The 14,374-nt window shown below is 49.9% G+C and carries 10 protein-coding genes; 7 read left to right on the forward strand and 3 right to left on the reverse strand.

The genetic code is table 11. The annotated features are described in order from the left end of the window. Positions 1-40: 40 nt before the first annotated feature. Positions 41-1,363, reverse strand: coding sequence for a tyrosine--tRNA ligase (tyrS, locus tag ACEN2G_RS05745; RefSeq protein WP_442020596.1), 1,323 nt, complete (start codon positions 1,361-1,363; stop codon positions 41-43). A gap of 425 nt (positions 1,364-1,788) precedes the next feature. Here tyrS and ACEN2G_RS05750 point away from each other — a divergent pair, with 425 nt between their 5' ends. The 4 genes from ACEN2G_RS05750 (at position 1,789) to ACEN2G_RS05765 (ending at position 8,774) form a co-directional block, all read left to right on the forward strand. After that, positions 1,789-2,691, forward strand: coding sequence for a response regulator transcription factor (locus tag ACEN2G_RS05750; protein WP_442020519.1), 903 nt, complete (start codon positions 1,789-1,791; stop codon positions 2,689-2,691). Positions 2,692-2,843: 152 nt separating this feature from the next. Beyond that, a complete protein-coding gene (gene ydiJ / locus ACEN2G_RS05755) occupies positions 2,844-5,900 on the forward strand; it encodes a D-2-hydroxyglutarate dehydrogenase YdiJ (protein WP_442020520.1) in 3,057 nt (1,018 codons plus the stop codon). 103 nt (positions 5,901-6,003) lie between these two features. Further along, complete coding sequence (locus tag ACEN2G_RS05760) at positions 6,004-6,243, forward strand: GlsB/YeaQ/YmgE family stress response membrane protein (RefSeq protein ID WP_442020521.1); 240 nt, start codon at positions 6,004-6,006, stop codon at positions 6,241-6,243. Positions 6,244-6,983: 740 nt separating this feature from the next. Further along, complete coding sequence (locus ACEN2G_RS05765) at positions 6,984-8,774, forward strand: DEAD/DEAH box helicase (protein ID WP_442020522.1); 1,791 nt, start codon at positions 6,984-6,986, stop codon at positions 8,772-8,774. A gap of 970 nt (positions 8,775-9,744) precedes the next feature. Here the strand turns inward: ACEN2G_RS05765 and suhB are convergent. Then, the gene (gene suhB / locus ACEN2G_RS05770) at positions 9,745-10,548 is read right to left on the reverse strand and encodes an inositol-1-monophosphatase (RefSeq protein WP_442020523.1); all 804 of its coding nucleotides are present in this window, start codon (positions 10,546-10,548) and stop codon (positions 9,745-9,747) included. A gap of 324 nt (positions 10,549-10,872) precedes the next feature. Here suhB and ACEN2G_RS05775 point away from each other — a divergent pair, with 324 nt between their 5' ends. Further along, positions 10,873-11,463 carry an acyloxyacyl hydrolase gene (locus ACEN2G_RS05775; RefSeq protein ID WP_442020524.1) on the forward strand — a complete coding sequence of 197 codons (591 nt, stop codon included), beginning with the start codon at positions 10,873-10,875 and terminating at the stop codon, positions 11,461-11,463. A gap of 123 nt (positions 11,464-11,586) precedes the next feature. Continuing rightward, positions 11,587-12,765 (forward strand): MFS transporter, encoded by a 1,179-nt coding sequence (locus tag ACEN2G_RS05780; protein WP_442020525.1) that lies wholly within the window; start codon positions 11,587-11,589, stop codon positions 12,763-12,765. A 537-nt stretch (positions 12,766-13,302) separates the two neighbouring features. On the opposite strand, the gene ACEN2G_RS05785 is transcribed toward ACEN2G_RS05780, so the two are convergent. Beyond that, positions 13,303-13,557, reverse strand: coding sequence for a YfhL family 4Fe-4S dicluster ferredoxin (locus ACEN2G_RS05785; protein ID WP_442020526.1), 255 nt, complete (start codon positions 13,555-13,557; stop codon positions 13,303-13,305). Positions 13,558-13,733: 176 nt separating this feature from the next. Here ACEN2G_RS05785 and pdxH point away from each other — a divergent pair, with 176 nt between their 5' ends. Continuing rightward, positions 13,734-14,369 carry a pyridoxamine 5'-phosphate oxidase gene (pdxH, locus tag ACEN2G_RS05790; RefSeq protein WP_442020527.1) on the forward strand — a complete coding sequence of 212 codons (636 nt, stop codon included), beginning with the start codon at positions 13,734-13,736 and terminating at the stop codon, positions 14,367-14,369. Positions 14,370-14,374 lie beyond the last annotated feature (5 nt).

Genomic DNA, 14,374 nt, shown 5'->3' on the forward strand with positions numbered 1-14,374 from the left:
CCGGTACGTGTCGTCCGCTTGACCCTTCGCCCTTTACGCTTTACTTACTGCATTCAAACTTAATTAAATGAAAATGCTTCTTGCCACGGCGTAAGATCAAATATTGCTCTTGGAGGGGCGTTAGCTGATCCGTATCCTCAGCTATTAACACCCCATTTACCGCAATGGCACCATTGGCGATCAGCTCTCGCGCATTGCGCAACGAGCTGGCCAGTGTGCAGTCCACCAAGAGTTGGCTAAGTGGCCGAGACGTCGACTGATGGATAGCCGTGAACGGCATGCCATCTTGCTCAAGCTGAGTTAATTCTTCCCCTGTTAATGCACTAAAGTCTCCCGAAAATAACGCTTCACTAATCTGTTGCGCAGCGCTTAAAGCGGCCTCGCCGTGGACTAAGGTAGTGAGCTCTTCTGCCAATAATCGCTGGGCTTGGGGTTTGCCCTGAGCGTATGTGTCCGTTTGTTCGATGTCGGCAATCTCAGCCAAGCTACGTAGACTATAAAAACGTAAAAAATTGTATACGTCAGCATCGGCGGTATTCAGCCAAAACTGATAAAAGGCATAGGGCGAGGTTTTGGTAGCATCGAGCCAGACGGTGCCGGTTTCGGTTTTACCAAACTTGGTGCCATCGCTCTTGGTAATGAGCGGCAGCGTTAAGCCAAATACCTGCTGCTGATGAAGCCGGCGGGTCAGCTCTATGCCGCTGGTAATATTGCCCCATTGATCGTTACCGCCAATTTGCAGCGTGCAATTCTGGTGGCGATTAAGCTCGGCAAAGTCGTAGGACTGCAATAATGAGTAAGCAAATTCGGTAAACGATAAGCCTTGGTCGGGGCGTGCTAAGCGCTGCTTTACCGAGTCTTTGGCGATCATGGCGTTGACCGAAAAATGCTTGCCCACATCACGTAAAAAGCTAAATAAATCGAGTTTATTCATCCAATCCGCATTGTTGAGCAGCTTAACAGCCGCTTGCTCATCAAAAGACTTATCAATGTTCATGCCCAGCAAAGGTGCAATTTGGCTTTGCAGCTCCTTGACCCAATTTTGTACTTGCGTTGTGTCATTAAGGCTGCGCTCACTGGCCTTAAAACTGGGGTCGCCTATCATGCCGGTGGCACCGCCCACCAAGGCGATAACCTTATGGCCCGCTTCTTTAAAACGACGCAACATGAGTAGTGGCACCAAATGACCGATATGCAAGCTGCCCGCCGTGGGATCGAAACCGCAATAAAGCGTGCGGGGCGCCTGATTAAGATGCTGATGCAAGGCGTTAGCATGAGAAACTTGGGCAATTAAGCCGCGCTCGGTAAGCTCCACTAATAAGGCATTGGGCGTGGTTAAGTTAGGCGTAGTGAAGTCTGTCATCATCAACTCTTCGAATAGATAAAGTCTTATGCTCACTTAAGTAGCCTATCTTTGCCTATGTCCCTTTAGGGACAGTTTTCGGTATAATGCGAGCAAGAAAATACGTGTTGAATTGTTAGTGTTGAATGAAGTTCAAGAGCCAAAGGCATTTTCGCAACGAAACCCACTAAAGCCGCGAAAAAATAGGGAATAAATCTAAAAGAAATTTTATGGGGAAGAGCCAACCCAGTGCTTATTGGTAGGTCTTACCCAAATATATTTGATGTTATGTTGATCTCTTAGTGCTTATCGTAAACTAAGAAACGCGGCTTTCGTTGCAAAGGTGGCTCAGATTTGATGTTTAGCTTGGGTGCTTGGGTGCTTGGGTGCTTGGGTGCTTGGGTGCTTGGGTGCTTGGCGCTCGGCGCTATTACTTAAGGTCTCTTATGTCGATACCAAATAAAAATGAACAACAGCAGGCGTTGGCTGAGGCTATCGAGGCTATAGGCACGGTTGCTTTTGCCCGGCGCTTGGCTCAGCTGGTGAGCTCTTATGTCGATAGTGATTGCTGCTTGGTTTTGAGCTATCAAGCCTCAGGCGCGGCTGTGTATTTGTATGATGATTTGACCGACAAACGCGAGCTGCTGTTTAGCCAGTATTTAAACGGCATCTATGCCCAAGACCCTTTCTATCGCGCACTGCGCCACGGTTTAAGCGATGGGGTCTATTCGCTGAGTACTCTTATGCACCAACAGGGCGTCAATGACCCCCATTACATGGCTGACTTTTATCTGGCAACGGGCTGGCGGCAAGAGCTTGGCATAGTCTTGGCACTCAATAAGCAGCAATGGCTAACCTTGTTTTTAGGCCGCTTAACCACCACCCCTTTTAGCGCAGTTGAACAACAAGGGCTGCGCCAGTTATTGCCAATTCTCAGTGCTCTGTGTCGTCAGCATTGGCACAAGGGCGCAGAAACTTTGGCTCATAGCCCAATGCTTGATGTGGCTGTGTCGCCGACCTTAGCCCGCCTCGATGCCATGGCTCCTAATATAAGGGCACCTATGCGGTTGCGCGTCGAGCACGCCTTAATCACCTTTGCTCAGTCACGCTTAACGCCCCGCGAGCAACAGGTGGCCGCTTTATTAGTGCAGGGCCAAGATAACGTCGCTATTGCCAAGCTGCTAGGTATAGGTGAGGGCACGGTAAAAAATCATCGTAAGCATATTTACGCCAAGCTGGCGCTAGATAGCCAAGGGGCGCTGTTCGCTCACTTTCTTAATCATTTGATTACTTCTGACTCAGCGCCGAGCACCAAGCGCCCTGCGCCAAGGGCAACATCCAATCTGTAAAAAGTGGTGGTTCGTTTTTAGCTTGGTGCTAGGCGATGGGCGCTATTCTTCTGTATACTGCCCACCACTCTGGGCGCATTTATACCCATACTTATACTCACAATAAGTACAAATAACTCTTATTAAGCACCAATAGCAGGGAACTGGCCGTTATGATCCCAAAGATAGATCTGCAGCAGCAGATAACTCCCACCTATTTCGAATTTCTTGATGCACTAGCCCAGAGCGGCTTTCGTGGTGATATTGAACGTAGCTATGCCAGCCGGCTAGCCGTGGCCACCGATAACAGCGTGTATCAAATGCTGCCGCAGGCGGTGGTGTTTCCGCGCTCCACTCAAGATTTGAGCCTATTGCTGAGCTTGGGTACTAAGCCTGAATTTCAAGAGGTTAAGTTTGCCCCCCGTGGTGGTGGCACAGGCACTAACGGCCAGTCCTTAACCGAGACGCTAGTGGTAGATAGCTCACGCTATTTGAACCAGCTGCTCACCTTAGATGCGCCAGGTCGTCGAGTGCGGGTGCAAACTGGCATAGTCAAAGACAAGCTGAATCAGCAGGTTGCCGGTCATCACTTGTTTTTCTCGCCCGATCTCTCTACCAGTAATCGCGCCACCTTAGGCGGCATGATCAATACCGACGCCTCGGGCCAAGGCTCTTTGGTGTACGGTAAAACCTCAGATCACGTATTGGGCGTGACCGCGGTTTTGGTGGATGGCAGCATTATTGAAACCGGCCCGGTGAGCGGGGCGGCACTCGATGCCAAGCTGGAAGAAGACAGCCGTGAAGGCGAGCTGTATCGCTGTGTGTATTTTAGCGTCACCGAGCATGCCGGCGAGATTGAAAAGCGTTTTCCCAAGCTTAATCGCTTCTTAACGGGTTATGACTTAAAGCATGTGTACCACAAGGCCAGCCACACCTTGGATTTAACGCGTATTTTGTGCGGCAGTGAAGGCTCCTTGGCCTTTATCGCCGAAGCTTGGCTGGATCTCACCGATATTCCTCCTTATCGCACTCTGGTGAACGTTAAATACGACAGCTTCTTGTCGGCGCTACGCAATGCGCCCCTGATGGTGGAAGCCAAGGCGTTATCGGTGGAAACCGTTGACTCTAAGGTGTTGGGGCTGGCGCGCGAAGACATAGTCTGGCACTCGGTGAGCGAGTTAATTCAAGACGTGCCCGGCAAGGTGATGGACGGCCTAAACATGGTCGAATATGCGGATCATGATGCAGACGCCCAGCGTGAAAAAGTCGACGCCTTGTGCGCGCAACTCGACGCTCTTATGGCGCGCGGTGAGGCCGGCATTATCGGCTATCAAGTCTGTGACGACTTGAGCTCACTCAATCGTATTTATGCCATGCGTAAAAAAGCCGTGGGCTTGTTGGGTAATACCAAAGGCCGACAAAAGCCGATTGCCTTCGTGGAAGACACGGCCGTGCCGCCAGAAAATCTGGCAGATTATATCGTCGAGTTTCGCGCGCTACTGGATGCCAACCAGCTGCAATATGGCATGTTTGGCCACGTAGATGCGGGCGTGCTGCATGTACGCCCGGCACTCGATATGACGGATCCGGCACAAGAAGTCACCTTGCGTAAAATTTCCGACAAGGTGAACGCCTTAACCGCTAAATACGGCGGCTTAATGTGGGGCGAGCACGGTAAAGGCTTTCGCTCCGAATATAGTCCCACCTTTTTTGGTGAGGTGCTGTATACCGAATTGCGCCGCATTAAGTCGGCTTTCGATCCCTTTAACCGCTTAAATCCCGGCAAGATTTGTACACCGCTCGATAGCCTAGACCAATTAGTGTCTGTGGATGCCACCAAGCGCGGCTTCTTTGACAGGCAAATTCCGATTCATGTGCGCGACAGCTACACACCGGCCATGGACTGTAACGGCAATGGCCTGTGCTTTGACTTCGATGTCAATTCCCCTATGTGCCCGTCGATGAAGTTGACTTCAGACAGGCGTCATTCACCGAAAGGCCGTGCCGGCTTGGTGCGCGAATGGTTGCGCCAGCTCTCGGCCCAAGGCTTTGATCCCATGGCCGAAGAAGCGGCCATTATGACGGGCGGCGTCAGCGTTAAAGGCTTGGTGGAGCGGGTGAAGTTTACTTGGCAAAAACAGCGCGGCGAATACGACTTCTCTCATGAAGTGAAAGAAGCCATGGACGGTTGCTTGGCCTGTAAAGCCTGCTCCAGCCAGTGCCCGGTTAAGGTAGATGTGCCGACCTTCCGTGCGCGCTTCTTGCAGCTTTATCATCAGCGTTATCAGCGCCCACCAAAAGATTATTTGGTGTCGTTTGTTGAGTCGTACACGCCGTGGATGGCCAAGCTGCCGGGCATTATTAACCCGTTGATGAGCAATAGTTTAGTGAAGAAAGGCGCCAGCTCTTTGCTAGGCATGGTGGATATGCCGCTGGTGAGCCAGCCGAGCTTAACTAAATTATTAAATGAAGCCGCTAATCCACGCTTTGACTTAAGCGAGTTGGAAGCGTTAAGCCCAGAGCAAAAGGCCAAGACGGTATTAATCGTCCAAGATCCCTTTACCTCTTTCTATGATGCCAATGTGGTGTTCGATTTGGTGCAGTTAGCCAGTCGCCTAGGGTTTAATCCAGTAGTCTTGCCCTTTAAGCCCAACGGCAAACCGGCTCACGTAAAAGGCTTCTTACGCCGTTTTGCGAACATGGCTGCCGACAGCGCTCAGTTCTTAAATCATCTGGCTCGCCTTGGCATCCCCATGGTGGGAGTGGATCCTTCACTCGTACTCTGTTATCGCGATGAATACAGTAAGGTATTGGGTGAGGCGCGCGGCGACTTTGAGGTGTTATTAATCCAAGAATGGTTGTTGCAGCAATTGCCGAGTATTCCTGGCCAAGACATAGTCGGCGAGCCTTGGTATTTATTTGCTCATTGCACCGAAAAAACCGTCAAGCCGACTACCCATCAAGACTGGGCAGGTATTTTTGGTCACTTGGGCGCTAAGCTTGAAGCCGTGCCTGTGGGTTGTTGCGGCATGGCCGGCACTTACGGTCACGAGCGCGAGCATGTCGAAGGCTCAAAGCAACTGTACAACATGAGCTGGGCGCAGCCGTTACATAACAAACCGATAGCGCGATGCTTAGCCACCGGCTTTTCGTGCCGTTCACAGGTGAAACGCATCGAAGGGCAGGGCATACAACATCCGGTGCAGGCCCTGTTGAGCTTACTGCAATAAGCTGGGTTTATTAACGAGATGTAAATGGTAAGACGTGAGGAGTAAGGGGTAACACCTCACGCCTCACGCTTTCCTCCTCACTCGCATCGATTAAGGAAACAACATGGGGCTGATTTTAAATTTAATTATTGGCGGCCTAGCAGGTTGGCTGGCCGGCCAGCTAATGAAAGGCCGCGGTTTTGGCGTCGTAGGCAACGTGTTACTGGGCATAGTGGGCGGTTTTATCGGCGCCATTATGTTTCGATTGTTGGGGCTAGCCTCCACCGGCATAGTGGGATCACTGGTGGTGTCGACGGTTGGCGCGGCTTTGCTGCTTTATTTGGCGCAAAGATTTAGAAAGTAATGCTGACGCAGTGAGGTGAGAAGGGTGAAGAGTAAGGCGTGAAGGGGTAAACCTAGGCTTAAATCACTAAAGTGAGATACGGTCGCTCCGTCATGCAGGTCCACGACTCGGTACCGGCAAGACGGCTAACAAACAGCGCCCAGCGCTAAGTACCGTCTTAGCTCGTCCTCTTCACCCTTTACGCCTCACTCCTCACATGCAATAAAATAACACTGGACATTCTCCGTCGTTTAACAGAGAATGCGCCCTCAGCCCAGTTGGGCATGACCTTTTGTGATGTGGGTCACGATATTCAAGCAGAGAAATAGTGCTTTATATCGTTATAACCCGCCTATTCGGCATGCTACATGGCAATTTAACGGATTTATTCGGTTAATATTGTCAAGACCCTGGGTTTATGTAGCTGCCAAAGTATGTGCGTTGAAGCGGGTTATATTGCGTTTTTTTAGGAACATAACGCATCACGTCCGCGCCAAACGACGCGACCCTTATCGGGTTGCCCGTCCCCTCCATTGGGCGCGACGACACAAGTCTGGCAGATCGACATCCATGATGAGAAAGATGAGCTGATTTATCAGCGAGTTAACCATGGCGGTGTTGAGACAAAAATGGCCAGATTAGCCTTGTGAATCTTAGTGTTAAACACACTTTGTAAAGGAAACCCTCATTTCGATGAGAATAGGTTGTCCTTGGCCCTATTGTATCAGTCCGCCGAAATTCTATTTATTCGGAACTGTTAAATGACAAATTCTACACTTGTACTTGCTGAAAATACCCCTGCCTTTAGCGAATTAGGCTTAGCTCCTGAAGTTTTACAAGCACTGACCGATGCAGGTTATGTGACGCCTTCTGCTATTCAGGCAGCCGCTATCCCTACTTTGCTTGAAGGCCGTGACGTTTTAGGCTTGGCACAAACTGGTACTGGTAAAACAGCAGCCTTCGCACTGCCGTTGCTGAGCACCATTACCGGTGGTAACACTACTCCTCAAGTATTGGTATTAGCCCCAACTCGCGAACTGGCCATCCAGGTTGCTGAATCGTTTGAAGGTTATGCCAAATATCGTAAAGACATTCGCATTATGTCCATCTACGGTGGCCAAGCATACGACACTCAAATCCGTTCATTGAAGCGCGGCGTTGATGTGGTAGTAGGTACGCCAGGTCGTGTTATGGACCACATGCGTCGTGGCACCCTGAAATTGGACAATCTGAAAGCATTAGTGCTGGACGAGGCCGATGAGATGTTGCGCATGGGCTTTATCGACGACGTAGAATGGATTTTGGAACAAACTCCAGCTACTCGCCAGATTGCTCTGTTCTCTGCGACTATGCCGCCAGTTATTCAGCGCGTTGCTCAGAAATACCTGAACAACCCTAAAGAAGTGCGCATCGAGAACAAAACCCGTACTAACTCTAGCATCAAGCAGCGCTACTGGTTTGTACGTGGTATGAACAAACACGAAGGTTTGTGCCGTTTGGTAGAAACCGAAAAAATGGATGCCATGCTGGTATTCGTACGTACTCGTAAAGACGCTGAAGATCTGGCCGAGATGATGAGCCGCGAAGGTCATGCTTGTGAAGCCTTGCACGGTGATATTCCGCAGAAATTGCGTGAAAAAGTAATCGAGCGCCTCAAGAATGGTCGTTTGAACATCTTGGTAGCAACTGACGTGGTTGCCCGTGGCCTGGACGTTGAGCGTATCAGTCACGTAGTTAACTTTGACATGCCACACGACAACGAATCATACGTACACCGTATCGGTCGTACCGGTCGTGCGGGCCGTGAAGGTGATGCCATTCTGTTTGTTACGGGTCGTGAAAAGCGCGGTCTGTTCAACCTTGAGCGTCATACTCGCCAGCCGATTGAAGAAATGCAGATGCCTTCTGCAGACGAGATCAACAAGATCCGTGCTGAGCGTTTCAAAACTAGCCTGCGTGTAAGCGTAGAAGCAGACGAAAAATCTCTGGCACCCTTCGTAGAAATGATTGAGTCATTGGAAGAAGAAGGTATCGATAGCTCACAGTTGGCCGCTGGTTTAGCGCGCTTACTGCAAGGCGACCGTCCATTGTTTATGGAAGACCGTCCACAAGCTGCTCGTCGCCCAGACGTTCGCGAAAGCCGTGACCGTAACGAGCGCAGTGATCGTAATGACCGCAGCGACCGTGGCGAACGCGCTCCTCGTGCACCCCGCTCAGGCCGTGACGAAGTAGCCATGGAAACGTTCCGCGTAGACGTTGGCCGTGTACACGGTGTTAAGCCGGGTCACCTGGTGGGTGCGATTGCTAACGAAGCCGACCTTGAGTCACGCTTCATTGGTCAAATCCAAATCCATGATGACTACTCAACGGTTGATCTGCCACAAGGCATGACCGCAGAAGTGCACAAAGTGCTGCAAAACGTACGTGTGTGTCAGCGTCCGTTGAACTTGGCCAAGTACGAAGGTGGTCCATTGCCACGTCGTAGCGCCGCGCCTCGTGGTGACGACCGCAAGCCACGTGCACCACGTCGCACCGATCGCTTAAACGGCTAATCCCGTCTAATCGCTAAACTGAAAAGGCCTGTCAGCAATGACAGGCCTTTTTGTTTACGTTTTTCGCGATACGCCGTAGCGCTAAGTGAAATTAAAAAGCTAAGCCTAAAGATTCTTTGCCACGCTTTTTTGTTGCGAGAGTCACGAAACCCACGGAAAAATAGAGATCAGATCTGAAAGGGATCTTTATGGGCAAGGGCTGAGACTAGACATAAGCAAAAATGACAATCGAAACAGAGACTGAATATTCAGGCTGGCTTTGTTTTTGTAGGCGAACGCTTGCTCTCGCATTTCGCCGAAGGCGTAACGGGTTAAAGTCGTAAAGGGGATGAGCCAAATCAGTGGATAAGCCCAAAGCTGAGAATGGATTGCTTGGCGGTACTCGGAAGACGAATCCCATCACCAGTCCGTTCATTGCGAGGAGCGCAGCGACGCGGCAATCCATAGTTGAGGGGTTCCCCTTCACGCTTCACCAGTTTAATTAACTAAGATCTACCTGATTACCCACAAAGTTCAGCTATGTTTCAGTGACTTCAGCATCAATAGATTCAATGGGTTACAAGGTGGCCGTCTCTTCGGCGAAGAGGACTTCGCCACGGTTTTATGTTTTTATTTAAAAATTGCCAGCAAAGCTGGCCTGCCGAACAAGTTGGCAGCTACAAAAACCTAAATAAGGCAGCATACTGGCTGAGGTTCATAAGTAATCAGGAAGATCTAAGACGTCATTGGTAAAAGCTAACTCCCACACCATCAGCAGACGAGCTCTTACAATAAATAGGCTCTTGTCGCTTTGACCTTTTCCGTGGATTCCGTGGCAAAAATATCTAGTGTCTGAATCTCTTGAACTTCACTCAACATTCAACACTAAAAATTCAACATTGCCTTAGCCTTCACCCATAAAAAACGCCGCACTCTGAGAGTGCGGCGTTTATCATTTTGCTTGGCGCTTGGGCTAAGGCCTTATCTAAAATTAATTAGACAATGACTCAGGCAGGTGCTCACGTATGGTAGAAAGCATGATTTTAAGTACTTTAGGGTTAGCACACACCAAGTTACCGCTCTGCTCAAAGTTATGGCCACCCACGAAGTCGGTGACAATAGAACCGGCTTCACGAGCAATCAAACTGCCAGCAGCAAAGTCCCATGGCTTTAAGCCCAGTTCCCAGTAACCGTCTACGCGACCAGCAGCCACATAGGCTAAATCTAAGCTGGGTGCACCGGCACGGCGAATGTCAGAGCTCTGCACAAACAAGTCTTTGAACATGCCTAAATAGGCATCTACATGGTGTTTTTGTTTAGCAGGGAAACCGGTCGCCAGTACGGCAGTGGTTAAATCTTTGGCTTTACCGGTACGAATGCGATAACCGTTTAACTGAGCGCCGGCACCGCGGCTGGCGGTGAACAGCTCGTCACGAATGGGATCGTAGACTACGGCTTGCTCGGTACGGCCTTTTACGCGTAGCGCAATGGATACCGCAAAATGAGGAATACCATGAATGAAGTTGGCAGTGCCATCAAGTGCGTCAACAACCCACTGATAATCAGGGTTGCTGCCGGTTAGTTCACCACATTCCTCACCAATAATGGTGTGCTCCGGATAAGACTTACGGAGGGTATTAACGACGGCGTTTTCTGCGTCTAACTCGACATTAGTCACAAAGTCGTTCTGGCCTTTGGCGCGGGTTTCGGTGTTATCAGGGTTGGCAAAACCTTTGACGATAACTTGGCCAGCGTTACGCGCAGCGCGTACCGCAATATTCAGCATCGGATGCATATGAGTGAACTCACTTGATGTTAAAGAACGAAATTTGAGCGACGTATTATACCTGCGAACGAAAACGAGGCAAGCCTTAATCCTCGCCTCTAAAGCATGCTTTAGCTAAGTGGCCTTGGCAATAAGGCATAAGCGGGTTCGATCCTTGGCTTATTAAGTGTTTTTACTGGCAGAGATGAGCACCTAATGACTATTTTTATAACAGCACTTATTTGCAGCTAGATCTTAGTATTCAAACGAAATTTGCTGCTTGTTTTGTAACCTTATACTTGAACGTACTTCCTGATAAAACACGCTTAACTGACACTTATGTAAGGAGTCGTTATGAGCATACTCATGGCTATCTCGATACATCGACAGGCACAGCTTTTAACCAACACAGACTCACATTACCCTAATACTCGCTACTCATTAAGGGCAGGGCGCAGCTTACTCTTATGTTGTGCGCTGTTATTAGTGGCACAGCCGGCACAAAGTGAAACCGGCTTACTCTTTGGCGCGGGTGGCGGCTATGGCGCGCATACAGCACAAGTAGGCGGACTTTGGACTCAGCCTTGGACAAGCATGCACAGCCAGTTGTTCTATGGGCTGGCAGGCGAAGTGGCGGCGTGGCGTTATGGTGACGATGACATGGTGCAACTGAGCTTAGTCCCCTTGTTGCAGTACAATTTTATGCCTAATGCTAACTGGCGACCCTTTGTCTTTGCTGGGGTAGGCCCGGCTTGGATAAGTCGTACCCAGCTGGGCGATCGCGACTTATCAAGCGAGTTTCAATTTAGTAGCCGTGTCGGTGTGGGCTTGCGTAAGAGCAGGCATAGCGTAGCGGTAGAGGCGCGACATTTATCTAATGGCGGTATTAAAGAGCCTAACCAAGGTATCAGCTATTGGAATTTAACCTATGGTTATCATTTTTGATAAGAAAAATTCAGCTTGCTGCATATAAAATTTCGTGTTGATCTCCATTGCTAGTTAAAGCCACTGAAAGATATCATATAGGCGTTATTATATTTGCCTATAAAGGCTTTTTTGGAGCGCGACATGTCGGGCCTGTCTTTGGTGTTGTTAACCGTGCTAATGGTGGCATCGGGTCAAATGACCCAAACCTTGTATGTACCTGCTATGACCGACATGGCGGATGCGCTGCAGGTTGCTAAAGACATCTTGCCGCTGCTGATGGCCATGTATCTGATCCCCTATGGCTTGTTTCAGTTTATTTATGGGCCGCTATCGGATCGCTTAGGGCGCAGGCCTGTGTTGCTGGCAGGCTTAGGTGTTTATGTGTTGGGCTCAGGCCTCATAGTACTGTGGCCAAGTTACCCCATGTTATTAGTGGGCAGCTTTATTCAAGGGGCTGGCACGGCGGCCGCGGGTAGTCTGTGCCGCAGCCTAATGCGTGATAAGTTCGAAGGCACGGCACTGGTGCGTTATAACGGCTATGTGTCTATGGGCATTATGTTGGCGCCGCTGCTGGCACCTTTGCTTGGTGGTTACCTCAATCAGCATTTTGGTTGGCAGTCCATGTATCTGTTTTTGCTGCTACTGGGCTTAAGCTGCACCCTGATTATTTTTTACTGCTTTAAAGAAACCTTACCCGAGGAGCGTCGCCACCAGCAGTCTATCTTGCCGGCCTATTTGCATGTGTTACACAGCCACGCGTTTTGCCGCCAACTCGGCATGCTAATGGCCGCCTTTGCTGGCGTGATTTTATACGAAGCCGAGTTTGCGGTGGTGGCCAGCCAACATGCCACCTTAACCAGTCGCGAGCTGAGCGTGCTGTTTATTCTGCCGTTACCGCTATATTTTGCCGGTGCCATGTTAGCCACCGTTACCGCCAGCCGTTGGTCCGTCAATCGGTTGCAATGGATAGCGACCCTGAGCTTAGTGCTAGGCGCCCTTGTGGTGCTGGCGTCGGCATTTGAGCCCCGGCTTGGCTTGGCTGGTTTGGTGCTGGGCGGGGGGGGGTACTTTGCCGGTGCGGGCTTGTTGTTTCCGGTGGCTACCTCTGCGGCCGTGGAGCCGTTTGCGCGCCACAGTGGCAGCGCAGGCGCGCTGCTCGGCGGTTGCTCTAATTTAGGTGGCGGCGTGTTTTTATTGGTGCAAGGCGGCTTGCCGCAAATGAATCAAGGTGTGCTGGGTGGGCTGTTGCTGGCCTTTGCGGGTATTACCTTATGGTTCTTATTGCCCAGTCATCACGCACTGCCAGAGCCGGGTTTATAAGATAAGGAGTAAAAACTATTAGAAGTTAACTGATTACCAACAAAGCTCAGCCATGTTTCAGTAAACTAATCACCAATAAATTCAAAAAGTTACATGGAACGACTCGTATTTTCGGTAAGAATATGGGACTCAGTTTGGTGTTTTGACCTTGTAGGGGCCAATTTATTCGGCCCGGTTTAGTGTTTTGGTCTAAATCTAAACCTCAATAACAGCCAGCAAAGCTGGCCAGCCGAATAAATTGGCTGCTACAAAAGACAAACCAAAACAACGCGCATCATGGCTGAAGTTCATACGTAATCAGGAGAAGTTAAGAATTCTCTCGCAACGAAATCCGCGAAACCCACGGAAAGATAGAGATCAAATCTGAATAAAACCCGTTAAAGGTGAAGCGTAAAGAGTGAAGAGGACAACCTAACTAGTGCCATTTGGCTTTTATTCGCTCTTATCTTAGTTTAATTTTTCCATGCGTTCCGTGTTCTTCCGTTGCAAAAAAATCTGCAGGGTTTGTATCATTAACTGACCCCATGCGGTGCAAGCTCAGCTGTTGGCGTGATGCAGTATTACAAATTTATCCCACAGCTGTTCTTGGCTCTCGGTATGCGCAGGGTCGATAATAATGCAGTCGATAGGGCACACACTAATGCAGGTGGGTTTATCGTAATGACCTACACACTCGGTGCATAAGTCTGGCTCTATTTCATAGATTTCTGCGCCATAGCTAATGGCGCCGTTTGGGCATTCAGGTTCGCACATGTCGCAATTTATGCAGCTGTCTTCGATTAGTAATGCCATACCACACCATTCTCGCTTAGCTCAATAAACGTAAAAATATCGCGCACAGCATAGCATTTTCTCGCCTTAAATAGCGCTTCACTCCGCTTTTGTGATCAAGGGCCGCGCTGGCTTACCTTGCCAAGCAGGGCCGTGCCGAGCACAATAAGCCATTACTCCTTGATGAGACTTAAGCTATGGAACTGGCCAACTATAGACGTGAATATCTGCAAGGCGGCTTGCGTCGTAATAACTTGCCTGACGATCCTTTGGTGTTATTTGAAACCTGGATGCAGCAAGCAGTAAAAGCAGACTTGATGGATCCCACCGCCATGGTGGTGGGCACGGTAGACCCGCACGGCCAGCCTTATCAGCGTATCGTCTTGCTCAAGCACTTGGATGAAAAAGGCTTCGTGTTTTACACCAATATGGGCAGCCGTAAGGCCAGCCAGTTGGCAAATAACCCTAAGGTGAGTCTGCTGTTTCCTTGGCATATGCTGGAGCGTCAAGTGCATGTGACAGGCCAAGTAGAGCGGCTATCGTCATTAGAAGTGCTGAAGTACTTCAGTAGTCGCCCCAAAGACAGCCAAATTGGCGCTTGGGTGTCTCATCAATCGGCCCGTATCTCGGCCCGTGGCGTGCTTGAGGGTAAATTTTTAGAGATGAAGCAAAAATTTGCCAAGGGCGAAGTGCCACTGCCTAGCTTTTGGGGGGGCTTTAGGGTGAAATTTGACTCGATTGAATTTTGGCAAGGCGGCGCCAATCGCCTGCACGACCGTTTCTTATATCAGCGCCAAGACTCAGGCTGGTCGATCGACCGTTTAGCGCCTTAGGATTT

This window comes from Oceanisphaera sp. W20_SRM_FM3, from assembly GCF_052119705.1.
Classification (GTDB): domain Bacteria; phylum Pseudomonadota; class Gammaproteobacteria; order Enterobacterales; family Aeromonadaceae; genus Oceanimonas.